The sequence below is a fragment of the Burkholderia sp. Leaf177 genome, assembly GCF_001424345.1.
In the GTDB taxonomy this organism is placed as follows: domain Bacteria; phylum Pseudomonadota; class Gammaproteobacteria; order Burkholderiales; family Burkholderiaceae; genus Caballeronia.
In genome coordinates this window covers 404,914-426,080 of record NZ_LMPF01000021.1, presented here as the reverse complement: position 1 = coordinate 426,080, position 21,167 = coordinate 404,914, and the positions used below count along the sequence as shown (strand labels likewise).

The window sequence follows — 21,167 nt, the reverse complement described above, 5'->3', positions numbered from 1 at the left end:
GATAGAGCGGACATCGTTGACCAAGGCTCTCACCCTGACGCACCAGGTTGCGCAGCAATTGACGCGCGATATTGGAGACGGTGTTTATCCGGTCGGAACAAAACTTCCGTCCGGCAAGGATCTTGCGAGCCGCTTCGGCGTAAGCCAGTCGGTGATCCGGGAAGTCACGGAACGTCTGCGTACGCATGGTCTTATCGACAGCCGCCAGGGCGCCGGCTGTACGGTCACGGCGCGCACGCAAAGCGGCGGCTTCCAGGTTCCGCAAGCAATCGGCACTGATCGTGCGGACTTGAGTGCTGTCTACGAACTTCGTCTTGATCTCGAAGGCGCGTCCGCGGCGCTTGCTGCTGCGCGTCGCACCACGGCGGACATCGAAGCGCTGGAAAGCATTCTGAAATCCCTCGCCGATAACCTCTACACGCCCGAAACTGCTGTGGAGCTGGACATCGCATTTCATGTGGCGATCGCGCATGCCACGCATAACCGCTACTACGTCGAGTTGCTGCAGTATCTGAATCTGCAGATCCGCCAGGCGGTGCAAACGGCGCGTACGCATTCGCTTGCGCGCGAGCGGCTGCCGGACGAAGTGCATCGGGAACATGTCCGTATCTTCGATGCAATCCGCGCTGGCGACGCGTTCGCTGCGCGCTCGGCGGCGACGTCGCATTTGCAAAACGCGGCGGCACGGCTGGGCCTCGACTTGCCGAACGATGCCCCAACCTCACCCTTCGCCAATACATAGATGACCGAACTATCCTTTGCCCAACGTCTCGCCGACATGCTCGGAACCGGCGCAGTAATCACGTCCGCCGACGAAATTGCCCCGTGGCTTTCGGACTGGCGCGGCATATACAAGGGACAGGCGCAGGCAGTCGTGCGTCCATCGACAACAGATGAAGTCGCCGCGTGCCTTGCGTTATGTTCGGACGCTCGCGTGCCCGTTGTGCCTCGCGGCGGCAACACCGGTCTATGCGGCGCGGCCACGCCCGACGCAAGCCCCACGAACGTGATCCTGAGCCTCGATCGCATGAATGCGATCCGCAATATCGATATGGTCGGCAACACCATGGTCGCCGAGGCCGGATGCATTCTCGGCAACTTGCGGCGTGCAGCTGAAGAGCAGCATCGCCTGTTGCCGCTCAGCCTCGCGGCCGAAGACTCGTGTCAACTGGGCGGCAATCTTTCGACCAATGCGGGCGGTGTCAACGTAGTGCGGTATGGCATGACGCGTGAACTGGTGCTCGGGCTCGAAGCGGTGCTTCCAAATGGCGAAATCTTTCACGGACTTCGCACGCTGCGCAAGGACAATACCGGCTACGACCTGAAGCAACTGATGATCGGCGCAGAAGGCACGCTTGGCGTCATCACCGCTGCGGCCCTGCGGCTTTATCCGCGTAACGACGTGCGCGTGGTCGTGCTGGCAGCGGTGAAATCGTCGCAACAGGCGCTGGAACTGTTCGAGCTTCTTTACGAACGCGGTGGCCCACGCATGCAGGCGTTCGAATACTTCACGGCGGAGTGTCTCGACATGGTAATCGCGCACGTCGAAGGTATGCGTGCGCCATTTGCCGAGCGTCATCCGGCCTATGTGTTGATTGAACTCGCGGATACCGACGGCGAAACCGCGTTGCGCGAACTCGTTGAAACGGTCATTGGCGAAGGGCTAGAACGCGATCTTTGCATCGATGCTGCGGTATCCGAATCAATTGCGCAAGTGAACGGAATGTGGCGTTTGCGCGAGGAAATTTCGGAAGCCCAACGTGCTGACGGACCGCATCTGAAACATGATGTGTCGTTGCCGATCGAGTCGATTCCGGCGTTCCTCGAAACCGCGGGCGAGCGCGTTGCCAAACATCGCGAAGGCGTGCGTCTGATCGTTTTCGGCCATTTCGGCGATGGCAACCTGCACTACAACCTTTCGCGTCCGACCGGCGCACCTCGCGATTATTTTGCGCAACATGGCGAAGGTCTGACCGCCGAAGTGCTCGACGAAGTTGCGCGTTATGGCGGCAGTATCAGCGCGGAGCATGGCATTGGACAACTCAAGCGCGAGTATTTCAGCCGCTACAAGGATCCGCTCGAAATCCGTCTCATGAAAGAGATCCGAAAAGTCTTCGATCCGAACGACATCATGAATCCGGGCAAGATTTTCTAAGTGCCCCGCGTGATGTTGATTGAAGGGCTTATGCTCGCTTGATCAGGTTCGCATTTAATTGCCCCGCGAGTCCGTACAGCACGCTGATAAACGGCGCTGGAATGCCTGCCTTCAATCCGATCTCGTAAGGCGCGCCAAGGATTGCGTCGATCTCCAGTTGACGGCCGGCTTCGACATCTTGAAGCATCGATGTCTTGAACGCACCGAGCTTGCGCGTCATTGCGTTGCGGGCGTCGGTGGTCATGGTCAGTTCAATGCCAATCTCCTTGCCAATGCGCCGCGCTTCTTCCATGACCGATACAACCAGACTCCGGGTGAGCGGATCGTCCAGGATCATGTCGCCGGTGGACCGCGTGAGGGCGCTGATCGGGTTCATGGTCATGTTGCCCCACAGCTTCACCCAGATGTCGCGACGAATGTTGTCGGATGCAACTACATCGAACTGGGCGCGCCGCAGCAGTTCAATGGCACGAGTCGCACGCTCGGCCGTTTGCGCAGATCCCGGCCCGATAATGAGTTCATTGCCGTAGCCTTTCTTGATCACGCCGGGTTCTGCAATCGCCGATGAGATATGCACGACGCATCCCGACGCTTGCGACTGAGGCAGCGCTTCTGATACCACGCCTGCGGGATCGACAGACTCGAGCCGCTGCCCTGCAAGCGCGCCGCCGAACTCATTCAGATACCACCAGGGAACGCCATTCATCACCGACACAATGTGCGTGCCGGGTCCGACAAGCGGCTTTAGCGAAGTCGCCGCCGCGGTCAACGCAGGTCCTTTCAGGCAGATGAAAAGCAGGTCCTGCACGCCCAAAGCTGCGGGCTGGTCGGTTGCATCGACATTGACAACATAACGATCTTCGCCCTCGATCACTGCAAGGCCATTTCGTTTGATAGCGTCGAGATGCGCGCCCCGCGCAAGCAAGCCGACTGCCACGCCAGCGCGCGCAAGTCGCGCGGCAATAACGCCGCCAATTGCGCCGCCACCAACCACCGTGATCTTTGTATCTTGCGTGTTCAAGACTGTGTCTCCGAAAGCGATTCCTATCCCGAAGGCCCCGGGATTGAGCTAAGCTGATGCTATCTATTAATTGATGCGTGCGCAAGCATCGTCAAATTCAATGCGGTGCGCTTTCGTCTAAAGACAAACGCCAGAGGAGAGAAATGAACGGTACGCCCATGATTCAAAGCCTGTTTACTTACCGGCTGCACGTGCTGAAGAAACAAACCGATAAAGCCATGAACGAAGCATTTAGCGATGGAATAGCGCTGACGTTGACTGAAGCGCGCGTCTTGCTGAGCGTCGGTTCATTCGGTGCGCTGTCGGTATCGGACCTGGGCCGAGCGTCCAATCTGGATCGCAGCCAGGCAAGCCGCGCCACGGACATTCTCGAAAAAAAGGGGTTGGTGGAAAAGACATCGAACGCATCTGACGGGCGCGGTGTTGTCGTGACGCTGACCTCAAAGGGCAAGAAAACGTACACACGCGCGGCAGCCATCGCACAGGCGCAAAACGACGAGATTCTCGGGGCGCTGCTTCCAGTCGAACGCAAGGCAATGCATTCGATGCTCGCGAAACTGGTCGCGGCTCAGTGCGCGGAGGAAGTGGCTGATTAAGCTAAGAATGGCCTTCCATGAGTATCAATCTACATACAAATTGCACTGGCTTGAGATGCTCGATTGCACCTGGACCTTACGTTCGTACTTGTTGATCTGGACGTCCAGGCAGCTTGACCAGCGGGACTTCGGAATAGAAGTCACATCCGCGTCACCGACCGCTGGCAATAATCCGTAAGAATTAAAACACCTTACGGAAAACTATATGAAATACGAACGAAAGCATAAGTGCCTGCCTTTCCCGCTTAGAGGTATCGCGGTAGCGATGGTGCTCATCGGCGTAAGCGTGCTTGCTGGTTGCAATGGCAACGACGACAACGCAAACCCGCCGTCCGTCGCCGCTTTTTCCACGCTCGATGGGAAGCAGCCGATGGTGATCGGGCATCGCGGATTGCCAGGATTGCGCCCCGAAGAAACACAGCCGTCCTACGAACTCGCCGCCGATAGCGGAGCCGATGCGCTTGAAGAAGACTTGCATCTGTCGAAGGATTGCGTGCTGGTGGCACGTCACAATCCCTGGCTTTCGGATAACACCAATATCGCCGATGTTGCAAAGACCAACGCGTCGGTGGCGGCGCGCAAACGTGTTGTTCCGGGCGTAATGGTCAACGTAAAATGGGTGACTACACCCGCAACGGGTCCTTCGCAATACCTCACCGATCTGACGAATCCCGCCGATCCGAAGTCGGTGTTGAAGTCTTTGATCGTGGATGGTGAAGATCACACCAACGACTGGTCCGTGACCGACTTCACCGCGCAGGAATTGACCACGCTGATCGGCGGCACGACCTACGATGCAGCCAGCGAGCGTCCGGCTGAATTCAATGGCAAATATCCGGTGCTGACATTCCAGCAGATCATCGATATTGCCAAGGCGAAGAGTGCGTCGACCGGCCGGCCGATCTCCGTTTATCCAGAGACCAAGAACCCGACATGGAACAACGCACAGGCGATCGCGAATGGTTGCGGCGCGCCTGGCGGCCATCCGCTGGAAGACGCGTTGATCAAGATTCTCAACGACAACGGCCTGAATACGAAAACCGCTGCGGTGTTCGTGCAGAGCTTCGAGCCGGGCAGCCTGAAATATATGCGTAGTCACGGCCTGAATACGAAAGTCGTGCAACTGATCGACGGCTACGATACGGACTACAAGACGGGCGCTGTGATCTACAACGAAATCACCGACAGCCGACCGTTCGACTGGACCATTGCCGGCGATTCGCGCTGGTTCGACGCAATGCTCACGCCTGCAGGTCTCGCCGAAATCAAGACCTACGCCGACGGAATCGGTCCGTGGAAACCGCAGATCGTGCCGCTCAAGATCACGCCGTTTCCCGCGACGAACCCGGATGGCACGCCGTTCTCCGGCTCGACGACTGCGGCGACCACGCAGCCGGCTACAACGGTGATAAGCGACGCACACAAGGCCGGATTGTTCGTCCACATCTTTACGTTCCGCAACGAGAAGAAGTATCTCGCAGCGGATTATCAAGGCAACCCGAATGCGGAATACCTGAAGTTTTATAGGCTTGGAGTGGACGGCGTATTTTCAGACTTTGCAAATACGGGCGTGGCTGCACGTGCGGCCTATTTGAAGGAGCTTGGACGCTGATCAATTGAATGTTGTTGGTTTGAAGTGAGTGGCACAGCGCGCGACGGCGGATTTCAGGCCGCCGCGCGTTTTTATTGATCTTCTATTGCATGGATCTTTGAAGTGCTTTAAACCCGGCCGCCAGTCGCACCGGTTCCGCGTTGGATTTTTGTTCGTCTTAGCCAATTGAACGCTGGTCAAAGACCGCTTAGCAAGCTTCTGGCTCACAGCTAGCGGCGATCTAAATGACAAACCCTCAACTTGATCGGTATTAACCCGACCTCATAAAGTTATTCGAAACAACGTTTTGATCAATTAACTTGGAATTGTTTAATTCGATAGGTAATATGATTCTCAGCGCTGCTGCAACGCCGTATATAAATCAAGTCAGCGCAATGAGAGAGAGGTGCCAAAAATGAAGCGAAGATTCATTTCTTCCTTGCTTGCGGGCGCGCTGCTTTTTGCGCCGGTTATGCAAGTCGCAAATGCTGCCGTTTATACAAATGGTACGGCGACCGCCACGTTCACCGTGTCGCTTACGCTGCAGGCCAATTGCACCATCGCCGCAACACCCTTGAATTTCGGTACTAACGGCGTGTTGGCAGCAGCGATCAATCAGCAAACAACCCTTGCGGTCACGTGCACGAACACCACGCCGTACAACGTCGGACTCGACGGCGGCAACGTGAGCGGCTCGACCGTTGCGGCGCGCTTGCTTGCCGGGACGGCCACGGGGAACACCGCGACAACGGTCGGCTTCCAGCTGTATCAGGACGCGGGCCGCACGACCCTCTGGGGCAACACGCAAGGCACGAACACCGTAGCCGGTACGGGCACCGGGGCCGCGCAGTCCATCTCCGTGTATGGACAAGTTCCCGCGCAAGCCACGCCGAGGCCTGACCTCTATCAGACGACAGTCACCGCAACGGTCTATTTTTGATCGCCCGCGGCGGTTTCGTGGCGCGTATCAGGCGCTATGGCGCGGTCCTGTTCGCGGTTTTCTCGTGTGCGGTGCAGGCGGCCACGCTGCAGATATCGCCCGTGATGGTCGACCTGCAGTCGAGCGAGAGCGCAACGGGAATCACGTTGCGTAATCCCGGCGATAAACCCTTGTACGGGCAAGTCCGCGTGTTTCGCTGGGACCAGGCCAATCAGGACGACACGCTCACGCCGACGCAGGAACTCGTCGCCAGTCCGCCGCTGATCCAGATCGGCGCGCAGGCGGATCAGCTCGTGCGGCTCGTGCGGACAGCGTCGGCTCCGGTCGGCAGCGAGCAGAGCTATCGCATCCTGATCGACGAACTGCCGGCGCCCGATACCGCTGCCGCCGACGGCGTGACTATTCGCCTGCGCTATTCCGTGCCGGTGTTTGTCGAGCCTGCGGGCAAGGCGGCCATGCCGGTGCTGTCGTGGCATCTCGCGCGCGATCCGAAGGGCTGGGTCCTGCGCGTGGACAACACGGGCGCGAGGCGTGCGCAGATCGCGGCGGTGCAACTGGTGGACAGCGCCGGCAAGGTCCACGAGATCAACAAGGGACTCCTCGGGTACGCGCTCGCCGGGCGTGCCCGCCAGTGGTCGGTGCCGCTTCCCGCCGACACCGATCTTCGAGGCGCCGTGACGATTCGGGCTGCTGTCAATTCATTACCGCTCGAGGCAGTGGTGACGGTCGCGCCGCCGGGTTGATCGGCGGAGCAGGATCATCGCTGCGTTGTTGTCGAGAAAGACGCCGAGAACTGACATGATGCGTCCCAATTCAATCGATGAGAATACGACGCCCCACACGTCATTCACCGAGCTTCCGCATCGCGCTTGTCGCAACGGGGCTGCTTGCTTTACTGGAGTGCACGCGCGGCTTCGCGCAAGCGCAACCGCTACAAGAATCCATGGGCCGTCCCGACGCCAGCTCGAACCAGCCTCATGACGTGTATCTCGAAGTGGCGCTCAACGGCGAGCGTTCCACCTTGATCGTCCAGTTTCGCGAGCTGAACGGCCGCTTGTCGGCGCGTGGCCGCGACCTCGACAACATCGGCCTGGCGACTGGCAAGATCGGAATTGGAGAGGATGCCGAAGTACCGCTCGATTCCATTCACGGGCTGCATTACGCCTACGACGCCGCCCGTCAGCGCGTCACGCTGCAAGTGCCGGACGCGATCCGCAAGCCCTTCACGTTCGATACCCGCGCGCTCGCCCCAACGCCGCCCGCGACATCGTCACGTGGCTTCCTGATCAACTACGACGCCTACGCGCAGTCGAACACGGATGCGCAACTCGCGATCTGGAGCGAGGAGCGTTACTTCGATCCCGCCGGCGTGTTCAGCAATACCGGCGTGGCATACCTGTACAAGAACGATCATCGATACACACGCTACGACACATCGTGGAGCACGTCGAACCCTGTCGACCTCAGCACGAAGCAGATCGGCGACACGATCTCGTCTTCGCTCGCGTGGTCGCGCTCGGTTCGCCTCGGCGGTTTCCAGTGGCGCAGCAACTTCGCGTTGCGTCCCGATCTCGTCACGTTTCCCGTGCCTGCATTCGGCGGGTCCGCAGTCGTGCCTTCGTCGGTGGATCTGTATGTGAATAGCGTGCGCCAGTTCAGCGGCAACGTGCCGAGCGGTCCGTTCATTGTGAACAACGTGCCGGGGATTACCGGCGGCGGTCAGGCGACTGTCATCACGCGCGATGCGTTGGGCCGCACGATCGAGACATCCGTGCCGCTTTATGTGGATACGCGTCTGCTCGCGGCCGGCTTGTCGAGCTATTCGTTCGAAGCCGGGTTCCTGCGCCGCGCGTATGGACTCGACTCGTTTCGGTACGATCCGAAACCGGCGCTGAGCGGTTCGGCAAGACATGGCCTGAACGACTATCTCACGCTCGAAGCGCATACCGAAGCCACCAGCGGCGTGTATAACGCAGGCGCCGGCGCTCTCGTGCGCATGGGAATGGCGGGCGTGCTCAACGGGTCGCTCTCGGCGAGCACGGGGCGTCTTGCGGGCTCGCAGGCGAGCCTTGGCTATGAACTGATCGAACCGCATTTTTCCATCGATGCACAAAGCATCCGCGCCTTCGGCAACTATGGCGATCTGGCCGCGCGAGACGGCACGCCCGTGCCCACCGCGACCGATCGCGTAACCGTGGCCATTCCTTTCTTCAGCACGCAAACGTTTTCGGTAAGTTACATAGGCTTCAAATATCCACAGGCGCAGCCGTCGCAGATCGGGTCGGTGGCGTACACGCTGAACGTGGGCAATCTTGCTTCGGTGAACGTCAGCGCTTACCAGGATTTCAGGCAGCGCGATTCGCGCGGCGCATTTCTCAGCGTGAGCTTCGGGCTCGGCAACAACACGTCGGTGAACACGACTGTCGGACGGCAGAACGGGCAGTCGAACTACAACGTCAACGCAAGCCGTCCACCGAACTACGATGGCGGCTGGGGATGGGGCGTGCAGTCGGGGAACGCGGGCGCGTCGCCGTATCGGCAGGCTCAGGTGCAGTACCTCGGCACGGGCGGCGAGGTGACCGCGCTCGCGCAGCAGATTTCCGGGCGCACGACAGGGTCGCTCGATCTCTCGGGAACCGTGGTGCTCATGGACGGCGCCGTGAAACCCTCGCGCCGGATCTACGATGGCTTCGCGCTAGTGTCCACGGACGGCATCGCCGGGATCCCCGTGCTGCATGAAAACCGCCTGATCGGCGTGACGGATCGCGCGGGCCATTTGCTCGTGCCCGACCTGAACTCGTATCAGGACAACCGCGTTGGCATCGACGGCATGAAGCTTCCCGCCGACGCGCGCATTGCCACGACCACGCTGAACCTCGTGCCGCAAGCGCAATCCGGCGTGCTCGCGCATTTTGGCGTGACGCGATACAGCGCGGCGTCGGTAATTCTGCAGGGGCTGGACGGCAAAGTGCTGCCGCCGGGCGCGACCGTGCGGCATGAGGAAAGCGGCAAGGAAACCATTGTTGGATATGACGGGCTGACGTTCATAGAGGGCTTGCAAAAAGACAACCATCTCGTGGTCGATAGCGGCACATTGCATTGCCGCGTGACGTTCGCCTACAACCGTCCCGACGATGGTTCGTTGCCGACTATCGGACCACTGACTTGCCTGAGCAAGATAGGAGACATGCGATGAAGCGCATGCTCTTTCTCTTCGCCGTGGCAATCGTGCTGTCGTTTTCAATGCCGGGCAGCGCCAGCGCGCAATCGTGCACGGCGGTCGCGACAGATCTTAATTTCGGCTCGGTTAGCCCGATCAGTCGGACCGCGTTCGCCGCCACCAGCACCGTGAGCGTTACATGCACATGGCCCTCCGTCACGCTGGTTCCGAACGCGCAGATTTGCCTGAATCTCGGCGGCACGAGTCCTCGCCAGCTTGCCAACGGCACGAACACCATGCAGTACGACTTGTATCAGGACGCAGGGCACTCGGTGATTTGGGGTTCGACTTATACCGGCACCACGCCCATCTCGTTCGTGATGTCGAAGCCGGCGCTCAGCACCACGCTTACGCAGGCGGTGACGGTCTACGGACAGATATCGGCGAACCAGCCGACGGTACCGACCGCCGGCAACGCGAGCACGCTCTACACGCAGGGTTTTGGCGGCGCGCAGACATCGTTGAACGTGGGGTTTTATTTGCTGGGCACCGGTCTCCCATGTTCTACGTTGGCCACGAGCGGCACCTTCGGATTCAGCGCGAACGCGACGGTCGTCAACAACTGCAACATCAGCGCGACCAACATTGCGTTCACGCCGGCCGCATTGCTGACCTCTGCGCTGACGGCAAGCGGAGCGATCACCGCGCAATGTACGAATGGCGATGCCTACAAAATCACGCTGGACGGAGGCGTGAACGGTACGGTCGCCGCACGCAACATGCTGCGTCCGGGCGGCGCGAAGATCGGCTATCAGTTATATACGGATCAACAGTTCGCTACGCCCTGGGGCGATGGATCAGCGGGCACATCCACCGTTACCCGAACAGGTACAGGGCTCGCTCAGGTGATCACCGTCTATGGGCGCGTGCCCGCGCAAACCACGCCTGCGCCGGGAACATACACCGACACCATCACGGCGACAATCAGCTTCTGAAGCGAAGCTCGACTTTGGCAAACAATGGCTCAGAAGCCGACCATCCACACGCTCGGTGTTGACGGATTGCCAGTCCCGGCCGACGAATACAGCGCGACGGGTTTCTGCGCAGGATCGACCGTCACGAGCGCGATATCGTAAGGCTGACCGTGCAGGCACGACACGCTCGGCCGCAGAACGGGCGCCGGCTCCATGGCCGACTGAATGACGCAGCTTTCCTGCACAACGAGGCTGACAGAGATCGTGGTCAGTTCCGCCGGAACAGCATTCAATGCAAACGCGCCCATCAGGAGCGTGCCCACCGCGAGCGTCAGGGTTTTTCGCAACATATCGGGTTCGGTAAGTGGCGCTGCGAGGGATAAACGCCGGACGCGCGAATTGCAACGGATCGGCGCATATCGACGTTGCTCGTTCGTTAACGGCATTTTCCGCGGAAAACTTTAACCGCCGATGGCGTTCGGCTTTGCTTTTCCCGTTCATCGCGTTTTATCGGCTCGGCTATAGTCGGGCTAATCAGTCGGGCTGAAATACTTCGCCATCAATCCTAACCCGGACCGCCATGAGCCTGTCACTCAGAAGCGTGCGCTATTTCATCGCCGTTGCAGAAGCCGAATCGGTGACGGGCGCGACCCAGTCGCTGAACATCTCGCAATCCGTTATCACCGACGCCATCAAGGCGCTCGAAACCGAAGTCGGCGCGCAACTCTTCGTGAGGCATGCGCGCGGCATGGTCCTGACGCATGCCGGCCATCAGTTCTTGCGTCACGCGCATCAAATCCTCGCTGCGGTGCGTAACGCGCAGCAGGCCATGTCTTCGCGGCCGGACACCATGACGGGACGCCTGAACATAGGCGTCACGACCATGATGACCGGTTATTTTCTGCCATATTTGCTCGATCATTTCAGACGCGTTTTCCCGAAGGTCGTGGTGAACGTGATCGAAGACCAGCGCGATTACATCGAACATTTGCTGGTGAACGGCGAACTGGATGTGGCGGTGCTGATCGTGTCGAACGTCGAGAACACGCAGGCGATAGAAACCGAATCGCTTGTCACGGCGGCGTGGCGTTTGTGGCTGCCGGCAAATCACGCGTTGCGCGGTCTGGGCAGCATCTCTTTGCGCGAGATCGCCGATGAAGCGATGATCATGCTCAAGGTCGATGAACTCGAAGACAACACCAACGCCTACTGGCGAGCGTCGGGACTGAGGCCGAACGCGGTGATGCGCACGGCATCGGTGGAAGCGGTGCGAAGTCTCGTTGCGACGGGCGCGGGTTTGTCGATCTTGCCGGACGTGCTGTATCGCCCATGGTCTCTCGACGGCGACCGGCTCGAAGTGCGCAACATCATGGAAGAAATGCCGAAGATAGACATTGGCATTGCATGGCGCCGCGGGCTCACCCAGTCCGAAACGGCGCAGAACTTCCTGGTTGTAGCGCGCGAACATACGCGTGGACACGCGAAAGCCATCATCTGAATTTTCGATATTGAAGCCGCCGCGTTCTGTTTTTCAGAATACGACGCTCAGCCGTGATGCGTTGGCCCAAGGGTATTCCCTATCCTTTAACTCAGCGTTTGCAGCATGGCAAATGAAGGGCGCAATTCGCGCCAAGCATTCGGTTTTTCCGATGACTCCTATCTGCGATGCGGGCTGGCGGTCAAAAAAATCGCGGCCATAAAATCGGCCATCGCTTTATGAAGAGAGATCGTATGGAACAGTCGATGCAAACCAGTCTTCTGATCGGCGGCGCGTTCATAGCCGGCGAGGGCGATGTGGAAGACGTGCTGAACCCCGCAACGGGCGAGGGAATCGCGCGTGTCGCCGAGGCCTCGGTCGAGCAGATCAAGGCAGCCGTTGCCGCCGCAGGCCGGGCGTTTCCCGCATGGGCCAGGACCGTGCCGAAGGACCGCGCGAACATGTTGCTCAAGCTCGCCGACGCCATTGAAGCGCGCGCCACGGAGTTCGCGCGGCTGGAGTCGCTGAATTGCGGCAAGCCATATCTTGGTGCACTCAACGACGAGATTCCCGCCGTCGCCGACGTCTTCCGCTTTTTCGCCGGCGCGTGCCGCACGCAGCACGGACAGCTTGCAGGCGAATATTTGCCGGGCTATACCAGCATGGTGCGGCGCGATCCGCTGGGCGTGGTGGCGTCGATCGCGCCATGGAATTACCCGCTGATGATGGCTGCATGGAAGATCGCGCCCGCCGTCGCGGCAGGCAATACGGTGGTGCTCAAACCGTCCGAACAGACGCCGCTCACCACGCTCAAGCTCGCGGAACTGATGGCGGCGATCTTCCCGCCCGGCGTGATCAACGTGGTGATCGGACGCGGGGAAACGGTCGGTGCGCCGCTGATATCGCAGCCGGAAGTGCGCATGATTTCGATCACCGGCGATGTATCGACGGGACAAAAGGTCCTCGAAGCCGCGTCGCGCACGTTGAAGCGCACGCATCTGGAACTGGGCGGCAAGGCGCCGGTGATTGTTTTCGACGACGCCGATCTCGAACAGGTCGTCGAAGGCCTTCGCACCTTCGGCTACTACAACGCGGGGCAGGATTGCACGGCGGCGTGCCGCGTCTACGCGGGGCCGAAGATCTACGAAAAGCTGGTCGCGGATCTGTCGGGCGCGGTCAGCACGATCCGCTATGGCGAGCAGCATATGGAAGGTGTGGAGATGGGGCCGCTGATCTCGGAACGGCAGCGCAATCGCGTGGCGAGTTTTGTCGAGCGGGCGGCGGCGCAAAGTCATATTGAAGTTACGGCAGGCGGGAAGGCCGGTCATTCACGAGGTTTCTTTTACGAGCCGACGGTGATCGCCGGTGCGCTTCAAGCCGACGAAATAGTCCGGCGCGAGGTGTTCGGACCGGTGGTATCGGTGACGCGATTCGACGATGCAGATCAAGCGATCACGTGGGCCAACGACTCGGACTTCGGGCTTGCAAGTTCGGTATGGACGAAGGACGTCAACCGCGCCTTCAAGGTCGCGGCCGAACTGCAATACGGCTGCACGTGGATCAACACGCACTTCATGCTGGTGAGCGAGATGCCGCACGGCGGCATGAAACGCTCGGGCTACGGCAAGGACATGTCGGTGTATGCGCTCGAGGACTACACGTGCGCCCGCCACATCATGGCGAAATTCGAGTAGAGGAAAGAAGACGAAGCTGCAGCAGATTGGATTCATCGGAAACCGAGTCCCTTACCCGTTCTTCAACGTTGAAGTCAAACCGAGCAAGAGGAAAATCATGGAACCAGTCAATCAGGCCGACGCCCCCGCAGCGCTCGACCACGACGCGCGGCAACTCAAAAGCATGGGCTACACGCAGGAGCTCGCGCGGCGCATGAGCGGCTTCTCGAACTTTGCAATTTCGTTTTCGATCATCTGTATTCTTGCCGGCGGCATCACGGCGTTTCCGCAGGCATTGAGCGCTGCGGGCGGCGCATCGATCGGCATTGGCTGGCCGGTCGGCGCGCTCTTCGCCATGGTCGTGGCGGCATCCATGGCGCAGATCGCTTCGTCGTATCCCACGGCCGGTGGCCTGTATCACTGGAGTTCGATACTCGGCAACAAGGGCTGGGGATGGGCCACCGCGTGGTTCAATTTGCTGGGACTGATTTTCGTGGTGGCATCGGTGAACTTCGGTGTCTACGACCCCTTCTTCAAGACGTTGATCGCGCCGCTGTTCGGCATCAACCCCGACGCGCTGACGTTCTGGCATCAGACCGCATTCATTGCAGCCGTGACGTTGAGCCAGGCGTGGCTGAACCATAGCGGCATCAAGTTCGTCACCATCCTTACCGACCTTTCCGGTTATCTCATCTTCGCGATCGCCGTGATTTTAACGCTCGCACTGCTCGTATTTTCGAAGACGCCGTTCGACTTCGGACGGCTGGTCGACTTCAGCAACTTCACCGGTTTCGATGGCGGCGCGTGGCCGAAGCAGGGCATGCTGGCCGCGTTTTTATCGGGCTTGTTGCTGACTATTTACACCATCACCGGTTTCGATGCCTCCGCCCACACGTCCGAGGAAACGCACGACGCCGCCCGCAATGTGCCGAAGGGCATGCTGCGCGCGGTGGGCTGGTCGGCGTTGTTCGGCTACATCATGGTCTGTGCATTCCTGCTCGTGATGCCCGATATCAAGGAAGGCGTGAAGGCCGGTGGCGGCTTCTTCAACGCGCTGCTTGGCACCGTGCCTACATGGTTGCGCGTGCCGCTCGGCATCGGCATCTTCCTGTCGAACTATTTGTGCGGCCTTGCGTGCCTTACATCGTGCTCGAGGATGATGTATGCGTTCGCGCGCGATGGCGGGCTGCCGGCGTCGAACTGGCTGAAGAAGGTTAACGATACCCACCACACGCCGGGCGCGGCGATCTGGGTATCGGCCGCGTTGGCGATTGCCGCGACCCTGTATGGCGACGCGTTCGCGGTTTTGTCGACGGGCAGCGCGGTGTTCCTGTATGTCTCGTATGTGATGCCGGTCGCGGCCGGACTCGGCGCCGAAGGCAAGACGTGGGTGCGCAAGGGACCGTTCAATCTCGGCGTGTGGTCAAAGCCGATTGCGCTTCTCGCCGTTCTCGGCGGTGCGGTGCTGGTGTACGTAGGCATTCAGCCGCCTAACCAGAAAGTGCTGTACATCAGCTTGTTGCTGATCGCGGTGATGGCGATCTGCTGGTATGGACTCGGTGTGAGGAACCGCTTCGCCGGACCGCCCGAAGTCAAAAGCGAAATGAAGGCCGAAGGCGAAGTGGTCAATCCCTAACGCTGCGTCTGCAACCATCCGGCGACTGCGTTGACCGTCCACGCTGGATCGTCGTGGGGCAGGTCGTGGCCTGCCCACGGGTGTTGCTTGTGTTCGGCTTGCCATTTTTCCGCGATGCGTTCCGAGCAAACCGCTTTGACGAGATGATCCATCTTCGATGACAACATCAGCACAGGACACGCAGGCGCGTGCTCGCCGGCGTGAAAACGCGCGGCAGCCCAAAGCTGCCGCAACGCGTTTTTCGCGCTTACCGGAGCGACGCGGCGGATCGTGGTCCACACGGCGAGGTCGTCGTCGAATGTGTCTGTGCGATTGCAGGTCACGCCGTGAATGATGCTTTCACATCGGAGCGAATCGTTCCATAACGCAGCCGCGCGCAGCAACTGCGGCCACGCAGCGAATTGCAGGCGCTCATGCACCGCTGCAAATGGCCTTATGCTCGTGTTGACCAGCACCAATCGTTCGATATCCTGAGGATATTTTTGCGCCCAATCGGTCGCGACCATGCCGCCGAGCGACATTGCAAGCAACCGATACGGCGGTTTCAATCCCGCGGCGGCCGCGCGCGAGCGAACGAACGTGGTCATGGCGGCTACGTTCAGCGGCGCGGTCAGCGCGTTTTCGCGGCCGTTTCCAGGCAGGTCGAGCAGCGTGACCTGATCGCCCGACATCGCCGCTTCAAGCCGCAGATGCTCCAGGAACGTGCCCCAGTGGCGACCCTCGCGCGTGAGTCCGCGCAACAAGATCCACGCGCTCATCGCGACGACTTGCGCTGCCAGTGTTCCGTCGCGCGCTCGAGGATTGGCGCGCGCGCGTCGCCCAAAGGCATCCATCTATTCGATGCAAACGCCGCACGAGTCAGGAAATCGAAAAAGTTAGCGTGCCGGCGCAGAACCCGTTCCACGCGATGTGCCTTGACGGGATTGAACATGCCGAGACGAGAGAAAAGCTGGCGCGGGTTTTTGCGGATCCAGCGCCATGAGCCAAGTTCGAGCGTCATCGGCAGGAAAACGTTGGGCGCTGGCGTCTGGTCGTAAGCACAGTCCCACAAATCGCCGTGAAGCAGATATTGATGACTTTGCGGCTCGAAAGCGTAGCCGTGATGCGGGTACGCCTGCTCGAACATGAGCTTGAGCTGGTACATCTCGGGAAGATGCGGCATTTGCTTTTGCGTGCGCGCGTACGGAAACCAGATGCTGTCGTCCCAGCCATAACCCGAATGACAATCGAGCGCAAAGCTGAGCGGACGGTTCATCAGTTCCTGCTTGACCACGCCGAGCAGCGCTTCGCTTTCGACTTCGAGCGCGTTGTCGCGTGCCCCGCGATACCACGGCAACCAGGAACCGATCCGCTGGCCGCCTGCGAGAAAAGGCACGCGGCCTTCGGCGTTTTGCGGCGCATTGCGCATCAGGTCGACGCCGTTCGGGTTTGATCGCGTGTTCGCCCACATGCCGCCAGGATTGACGATCGGCATGAAGACGAGCCGCACCGACTGCAGCTGCTGATGCAGCAGTTCGTCCCATTCGAGCCGGCGCAAAAGCGCGCGCATGTAGTCGAGTATCAGCTGCGTGCCGATGCGCTCCAGCCCATGCACGCCGCCAAAAAATCCGATGGCGGGCGCTTGTGGATCATCCGAGCCGATAGTCGCCGTCAGAATGGGGAAAGTGCGTGCGCCCGCACGCACCTCGCCGACCGTGCGCATTTGCAGGCGCTTGGCGCCCGCAGTCAGAATGGCGTTGAGATCGTCGAGCTCCGCAAAGCTCTCGGATGCCACGCGTAAAGTGCTCATGCCACGGCCCGGTTGATTGAATCATGGGCGGCAACCGCGAGGCGCCGCCTTGGCGCTCAGGACTTGCCGGGTCTTCCCGTCTTGACCGTTTCCACGGCAGCCACGGCCGCAGTAAGCTGTTCTATATTTGCAGCCTCGAGTATGAGCAGTCCGGCGCGCAACAACTCGCCTTTTTTCACATGCACGCCATTCGCGAGGCATTTTTGTTTCAGTGCCGCGATCTTGTCGTAATCGGATTTCGGCATCGTGAAACTGTCGCGCACGACCTTTTCCTTCTTCGCGCGTTTGGGTTTTTCGTGGAAATCGGGTTCAGCCGATGCCGCCTTCGCTTTCGCTTTGACCGGCGTTTTCGCGGCCTTGGCCTGCACTTCGGTAGCCGCTTCTACAGCTTTGGCGCTTGCCTTGCGTTTGCTGACCGTAACGGGTGCCGTGGGCGTAGTTTCAATCGGCGTGGCGTTCAGGATTTCAGCGGCTTTCTTGCTCGAGCTCTTCGTATTGGATGTGTGCATGAGGTCTCCGTGTAAATAATCGTGCAAACAGTATATACGGTTTAATTGCTTGCACAAAAAGACGGTCTTCCGCGGCCAGGCGGCAAATGTTCCGGATTGCTGCCATCATTGGGAACGGTTGTTGCCTCGGTGTTGCTGTTCAAGTCAGCGCTTTCACCCTCTTTTTCATTTAAATTTCCCATGACAAATCGTGCACTTATTGTTGGAGTCAGCGGCATCGCGGGCAGTAATCTCGCGGACCGGCTTATCGATTCAGGCTGGGAAGTCTACGGACTTTCACGCGGCCGAACGCAGGTATCGTCGAAAGTCAGGCCGGTCATTGCCGACCTGACATCGGCGGAATCGGTCAAAGCGGCGCTTGAAGGAATCGACGTCACGCACGTATTTCTCACCACGTGGGCGCGCCAGGCGACCGAAAGCGAGAACATCCGCGTGAACGGCGCGATGGTGACCAACGTGCTCGATGCGCTGGGAGAGGGGCCATCGAAGCTCCAACACGTTGCGCTCGTCACGGGTCTCAAGCATTACCTCGGGCCGTTCGAAGCCTATGCAACGGGCGCCGTGCCCGAGACGCCTTTCCGCGAAAGCCAGGGCCGCCAGGACGTTGATAATTTTTACTACGAGCAGGAAGACCGGGTGTTCGCCGCGGCGAAACGGCAAGGATTTTCGTGGAGCGTGCATCGTCCGCATACGATCATTGGCTTCGCGGTCGGCAACGCCATGAACATGGGCACCACGCTCGCGGTGTACGCGACGCTCTGCAAACATGCCGGTTTGCCGTTCGTGTTCCCCGGTTCGCCAATGCAGTGGAACGGTCTCACCGACATGACCGACGCCCGCGTGCTGGCGCGACAGCTTGAATGGGCCGCGACTGCCGAAGCGGCGAAGGACGAAGACTTTAATATCGTGAATGGCGACGTGTTCCGCTGGAAATGGATGTGGTCGCGGATTGCCGAATACTTCGATGTGGAACCTGTTCCCTTCGACGGTGAAATGCGGCCGCTCGAAAGCCGGATGCAGGAGAGCGCGGCGTTATGGAAGGAGCTTGCGGGTCGCTTTAATCTGGTGGAAACCGATATTGGCAAGCTTGCGTCGTGGTGGCATACGGATGCCGACCTCGGCCGGCCGATGGAAGTTGTCACAGACATGGCCAAAAGCCGCAAGCTAGGCTTCCTCGATTTTCAGCCGACCGATGAATCGTTTTATGATCTGTTCGACCGGTTGAAAGCGGAGAGGATCATTCCTTGACATTGGCCGCATAAAAAAACCGCGCTCTGTAAAATCAGGCGCGGTTTTTTCTTGAGCTCGCGAGCAACTCAGGCCGCTTCCAGTTGCGTTGCCGCCGACGCTCTCAGCAACACGGGAATCGATTTCGACGTGGGCGTCCCCGCGCCATCGGCAACACTCGACAACGGCACGAGCGGATTGGTCTCCGGATAATAAGCGCCGAGACAACCGCGCGGAATGTCGTATGCAACGAGCAGGAAACCATCGGCACGACGCTTCACGTTGTCATCCCATACGCTCGTGATATCCACGCGCTGTCCCGCTTCGAAGCCGAGCATCTCGATGTCGAGCGCGTTCGCAAACAGCACGCGGCGCTGACCGTACACGCCGCGATACCGGTCATCGAGACCATAGATGGTCGTGTTGTACTGATCGTGCGAGCGCGTGGTCATGAGCGTCATCAAGCGCTCGCCATGCACGTGGCGCGCCCGGTGAATGGGCGAATCCAGGTCGATGGAATTCACGACGAATTGCGCCTTGCCCGTAGGCGTGTTCCACACACGTTCGCGCGATGCCACGCCGAGATGAAACCCGCCCGGATGCTTCAGGCGCTCGTTATAGTTCTCGAAGCCATCGATCACTTTCTCGATGCCGTCGCGTATCAGCGCATAGTCGTTTGCGTTGGCGAGCCAGTCCACTTTCGCGCTGCCAAGCGTTGCGTGCGCCATGCGCGCGACGATCGCAATCTCGGACAACAGATTCGCCGATGCAGGCTTGTTCATGCCATACGAGATATGCACCATGCTCATCGAATCCTCGACGCTCACGCCTTGCGGCACGCCGTTCTGCATGTCGATCTCGGTGCGGCCGAGCGTTGGCAGGATCAGCGCATCGCGGCCATGAATCAGGTGGCTGCGGTTGAGTTTCGTCGTGATATGCACGGTCAGGTCGCACGACCGCATGGCTTCCCAGACGCGCGGCGTGTCCGGCGTGGCTATCGAAAAATTCCCGCCGAGTCCAATGAACACCTTCACGTCGCCGGCGAGCATCGCTTCAATTGAACGCACGACGTCGTAGCCATGTTCGCGCGGCGGCTCGAAGTCGTAGGCGGCGCCGAGGCGATCGAGAAACTCTTGCGTCGGCCTTTCTTCGATACCCACGGTGCGGTCACCTTGCACGTTCGAATGTCCGCGCACCGGGCACAGTCCCGCGCCGAGCTTGCCGATATTGCCGCGCATCATCATCAGGTTCGACAGGATCTGCACCGTCGGCACCGAGTTCTTGTGCTGCGTGAGCCCCATGCCCCACGTTGAAATCACGGCGCGGCCGCGCACGTAGATATCGGCGAGTTGCAGCACGTCTTCCATTGGCACGCCCGATTCCGCGACGATCGCGTCCCAGTTTTCAGCGCGCAGATCGTCGGCGAAGGCATCGAAACCAACCGTATGTCCTTCGATGAAATTCACGTCGAGCACGCGTTCCGTGCCTTGTTTCAAGGCTTCGTCGTCGAGTTCGATCACGCGTTTCGCCACGCCCTTGATCAACGCAAAGTCGCCGCCAATTTTCGGGCGGATGAAAACCGAGCTGATTTTCGTGCTGCCGCCCGTGAGCATTTCAACGGGATGCTGCGGGCTCGCAAAACGTTCGAGCCCGCGTTCGCGCAACGGGTTGATCGACACGATGGTCGCGCCACGCTTCGCGCATTCACGCAATTCGCCGAGCATGCGCGGGTGATTCGTCGCCGGATTCTGGCCGAATAAAAGCAGCGTATCAGCATGTTCGAAATCCTCGAGCGTGACCGTTCCCTTGCCCACGCCAACGGTCACCGGCAAGCCGCGGCTCGTGGCTTCGTGGCACATGTTCGAGCAATCGGGAAAGTTGTTCGTGCCGTACATGCGCACGAACAATTGATACAGGAACGCGGCTTCGTTGCTCGCGCGGCCCGATGTATAAAACGCGGCGCGGTCGGGGTTATCGAGGCGATTCAAGTGATCGGCGATCAGCGCAAACGCGTCGTCCCACGAGATGGGCACATAACGGTCGCGCTCCGCGTTGTAGACGAGCGGATCGGTCAGACGTCCGTGCTGTTCCAGTTCGTAATCCGACTGCGCCATCAACGCTTGAACCGTGTGGTCTTCGAAGAATGCAGGCGTGACGCGTTTGCTCGTGGATTCGGCGGCGACGGCCTTCACGCCGTTTTCGCAGAACTCGAACGTGGACGCGTGCTCGCGATCCGGCCATGCGCAGCCGGGGCAATCGAATCCGTCAGGCTGGTTCTGGCCGAGAAGCAACCGGTAATTGCCACCCGAGACTTTCTCTTTCAGCAGATTGATGGCGACGTATTTCAGTGCGCCCCAGCCGGCGGCGGGGTGCGTGTACGGCTCGATGCGAGGTTCTGGCTTTTTCATGTCTTTCAACC

At 59.8% G+C, this 21,167-nt stretch carries 18 protein-coding genes; 12 read left to right on the top strand and 6 right to left on the bottom strand.

Annotated elements, in window-relative coordinates; translation table 11 throughout:
- Positions 1 to 16 precede the first annotated feature (16 nt).
- Positions 17 to 742, top strand: coding sequence for a FadR/GntR family transcriptional regulator (locus ASG35_RS17305; RefSeq protein ID WP_056359849.1), 726 nt, complete (start codon positions 17 to 19; stop codon positions 740 to 742).
- Entirely contained in the window at positions 743 to 2,155 is a 1,413-nt protein-coding gene (locus ASG35_RS17300) for an FAD-binding oxidoreductase (protein ID WP_056359846.1), read from the top strand.
- A gap of 28 nt (positions 2,156 to 2,183) precedes the next feature.
- Here ASG35_RS17300 and ASG35_RS17295 read toward each other — a convergent pair whose 3' ends face one another.
- The gene (locus ASG35_RS17295; protein WP_156393216.1) at positions 2,184 to 3,176 is read right to left on the bottom strand and encodes a 2-dehydropantoate 2-reductase; all 993 of its coding nucleotides are present in this window, start codon (positions 3,174 to 3,176) and stop codon (positions 2,184 to 2,186) included.
- A 143-nt stretch (positions 3,177 to 3,319) separates the two neighbouring features.
- Between ASG35_RS17295 and ASG35_RS17290 the strand changes: the two genes are divergently transcribed.
- The 6 genes from ASG35_RS17290 to ASG35_RS17265 all read left to right on the top strand — a co-directional run bounded on the left by ASG35_RS17290 (position 3,320) and on the right by ASG35_RS17265 (position 10,458).
- The gene (locus ASG35_RS17290) at positions 3,320 to 3,772 is read left to right on the top strand and encodes a MarR family winged helix-turn-helix transcriptional regulator (protein WP_056359841.1); all 453 of its coding nucleotides are present in this window, start codon (positions 3,320 to 3,322) and stop codon (positions 3,770 to 3,772) included.
- A 265-nt stretch (positions 3,773 to 4,037) separates the two neighbouring features.
- Entirely contained in the window at positions 4,038 to 5,384 is a 1,347-nt protein-coding gene (locus ASG35_RS17285; RefSeq protein ID WP_056359839.1) for a glycerophosphodiester phosphodiesterase family protein, read from the top strand.
- Positions 5,385 to 5,778: 394 nt separating this feature from the next.
- Positions 5,779 to 6,303 carry a Csu type fimbrial protein gene (locus ASG35_RS17280; RefSeq protein WP_056359837.1) on the top strand — a complete coding sequence of 175 codons (525 nt, stop codon included), beginning with the start codon at positions 5,779 to 5,781 and terminating at the stop codon, positions 6,301 to 6,303.
- Between the two features lie 17 nt (positions 6,304 to 6,320).
- Positions 6,321 to 7,046: a fimbrial biogenesis chaperone gene (locus ASG35_RS17275; RefSeq protein ID WP_056360867.1), complete on the top strand. Its 726-nt coding sequence runs from the start codon at positions 6,321 to 6,323 to the stop codon at positions 7,044 to 7,046.
- Positions 7,047 to 7,246: 200 nt separating this feature from the next.
- Positions 7,247 to 9,499, top strand: coding sequence for a fimbria/pilus outer membrane usher protein (locus ASG35_RS17270; RefSeq protein ID WP_056359834.1), 2,253 nt, complete (start codon positions 7,247 to 7,249; stop codon positions 9,497 to 9,499).
- Positions 9,496 to 10,458, top strand: coding sequence for a Csu type fimbrial protein (locus ASG35_RS17265; RefSeq protein WP_082508426.1), 963 nt, complete (start codon positions 9,496 to 9,498; stop codon positions 10,456 to 10,458). Before ASG35_RS17270 ends, ASG35_RS17265 begins: the two co-directional genes overlap by 4 nt.
- A 29-nt stretch (positions 10,459 to 10,487) precedes the next feature.
- On the opposite strand, the gene ASG35_RS17260 is transcribed toward ASG35_RS17265, so the two are convergent.
- The gene (locus ASG35_RS17260; RefSeq protein WP_056359828.1) at positions 10,488 to 10,787 is read right to left on the bottom strand and encodes a hypothetical protein; all 300 of its coding nucleotides are present in this window, start codon (positions 10,785 to 10,787) and stop codon (positions 10,488 to 10,490) included.
- Positions 10,788 to 11,017: 230 nt separating this feature from the next.
- Here ASG35_RS17260 and ASG35_RS17250 point away from each other — a divergent pair, with 230 nt between their 5' ends.
- From ASG35_RS17250 to ASG35_RS17240, 3 genes are all read left to right on the top strand, one after another.
- Positions 11,018 to 11,935, top strand: a complete 918-nt coding sequence (locus ASG35_RS17250) for a LysR substrate-binding domain-containing protein (protein ID WP_056359822.1) — start codon at positions 11,018 to 11,020, stop codon at positions 11,933 to 11,935.
- 245 nt (positions 11,936 to 12,180) lie between these two features.
- A complete protein-coding gene (locus ASG35_RS17245) occupies positions 12,181 to 13,608 on the top strand; it encodes a gamma-aminobutyraldehyde dehydrogenase (RefSeq protein WP_156393215.1) in 1,428 nt (475 codons plus the stop codon).
- A 97-nt stretch (positions 13,609 to 13,705) separates the two neighbouring features.
- Entirely contained in the window at positions 13,706 to 15,223 is a 1,518-nt protein-coding gene (locus tag ASG35_RS17240; RefSeq protein ID WP_056359816.1) for an amino acid permease, read from the top strand.
- On the opposite strand, the gene ASG35_RS17235 is transcribed toward ASG35_RS17240, so the two are convergent.
- The 3 genes from ASG35_RS17235 to ASG35_RS17225 are packed head-to-tail and all read right to left on the bottom strand — an operon-like array spanning position 15,220 to position 17,521.
- Positions 15,220 to 15,981, bottom strand: a complete 762-nt coding sequence (locus ASG35_RS17235; protein ID WP_056360864.1) for an alpha/beta fold hydrolase — start codon at positions 15,979 to 15,981, stop codon at positions 15,220 to 15,222. The two genes, ASG35_RS17240 and ASG35_RS17235, sit on opposite strands and share 4 nt — an antisense overlap.
- Positions 15,978 to 17,012 carry a M14 family zinc carboxypeptidase gene (locus ASG35_RS17230; RefSeq protein ID WP_056359813.1) on the bottom strand — a complete coding sequence of 345 codons (1,035 nt, stop codon included), beginning with the start codon at positions 17,010 to 17,012 and terminating at the stop codon, positions 15,978 to 15,980. Before ASG35_RS17230 ends, ASG35_RS17235 begins: the two co-directional genes overlap by 4 nt.
- Positions 17,013 to 17,068: 56 nt before the next feature.
- Positions 17,069 to 17,521, bottom strand: coding sequence for a hypothetical protein (locus tag ASG35_RS17225; protein WP_056359810.1), 453 nt, complete (start codon positions 17,519 to 17,521; stop codon positions 17,069 to 17,071).
- A 180-nt stretch (positions 17,522 to 17,701) separates the two neighbouring features.
- Between ASG35_RS17225 and ASG35_RS17220 the strand changes: the two genes are divergently transcribed.
- Entirely contained in the window at positions 17,702 to 18,769 is a 1,068-nt protein-coding gene (locus tag ASG35_RS17220; RefSeq protein ID WP_056359807.1) for an SDR family oxidoreductase, read from the top strand.
- Positions 18,770 to 18,837: 68 nt separating this feature from the next.
- Here the strand turns inward: ASG35_RS17220 and ASG35_RS17215 are convergent, their stop codons facing one another.
- Positions 18,838 to 21,156: an FdhF/YdeP family oxidoreductase gene (locus tag ASG35_RS17215; RefSeq protein WP_056360862.1), complete on the bottom strand. Its 2,319-nt coding sequence runs from the start codon at positions 21,154 to 21,156 to the stop codon at positions 18,838 to 18,840.
- Between the last annotated feature and the right edge of the window lie 11 nt (positions 21,157 to 21,167).

Bases quoted from the DNA above. Each gene is read 5' to 3' on its own strand.
- ASG35_RS17300 (WP_056359846.1), top strand. From the start codon at position 743: ATGACCGAACTATCCTTTGCCCAACGTCTCGCCGACATGCTCGGAACC.
- ASG35_RS17290 (WP_056359841.1), top strand. From the start codon at position 3,320: ATGAACGGTACGCCCATGATTCAAAGCCTGTTTACTTACCGGCTGCAC.
- ASG35_RS17285 (WP_056359839.1), top strand. From the start codon at position 4,038: ATGGTGCTCATCGGCGTAAGCGTGCTTGCTGGTTGCAATGGCAACGAC.
- ASG35_RS17280 (WP_056359837.1), top strand. From the start codon at position 5,779: ATGAAGCGAAGATTCATTTCTTCCTTGCTTGCGGGCGCGCTGCTTTTT.
- ASG35_RS17270 (WP_056359834.1), top strand. From the start codon at position 7,247: ATGGGCCGTCCCGACGCCAGCTCGAACCAGCCTCATGACGTGTATCTC.
- ASG35_RS17265 (WP_082508426.1), top strand. From the start codon at position 9,496: ATGAAGCGCATGCTCTTTCTCTTCGCCGTGGCAATCGTGCTGTCGTTT.
- ASG35_RS17260 (WP_056359828.1), bottom strand. From the start codon at position 10,787: ATGTTGCGAAAAACCCTGACGCTCGCGGTGGGCACGCTCCTGATGGGC.
- ASG35_RS17250 (WP_056359822.1), top strand. From the start codon at position 11,018: ATGAGCCTGTCACTCAGAAGCGTGCGCTATTTCATCGCCGTTGCAGAA.
- ASG35_RS17245 (WP_156393215.1), top strand. From the start codon at position 12,181: ATGCAAACCAGTCTTCTGATCGGCGGCGCGTTCATAGCCGGCGAGGGC.
- ASG35_RS17240 (WP_056359816.1), top strand. From the start codon at position 13,706: ATGGAACCAGTCAATCAGGCCGACGCCCCCGCAGCGCTCGACCACGAC.
- ASG35_RS17235 (WP_056360864.1), bottom strand. From the start codon at position 15,981: ATGAGCGCGTGGATCTTGTTGCGCGGACTCACGCGCGAGGGTCGCCAC.
- ASG35_RS17230 (WP_056359813.1), bottom strand. From the start codon at position 17,012: ATGAGCACTTTACGCGTGGCATCCGAGAGCTTTGCGGAGCTCGACGAT.
- ASG35_RS17225 (WP_056359810.1), bottom strand. From the start codon at position 17,521: ATGCACACATCCAATACGAAGAGCTCGAGCAAGAAAGCCGCTGAAATC.
- ASG35_RS17220 (WP_056359807.1), top strand. From the start codon at position 17,702: ATGACAAATCGTGCACTTATTGTTGGAGTCAGCGGCATCGCGGGCAGT.
- ASG35_RS17215 (WP_056360862.1), bottom strand. From the start codon at position 21,156: ATGAAAAAGCCAGAACCTCGCATCGAGCCGTACACGCACCCCGCCGCC.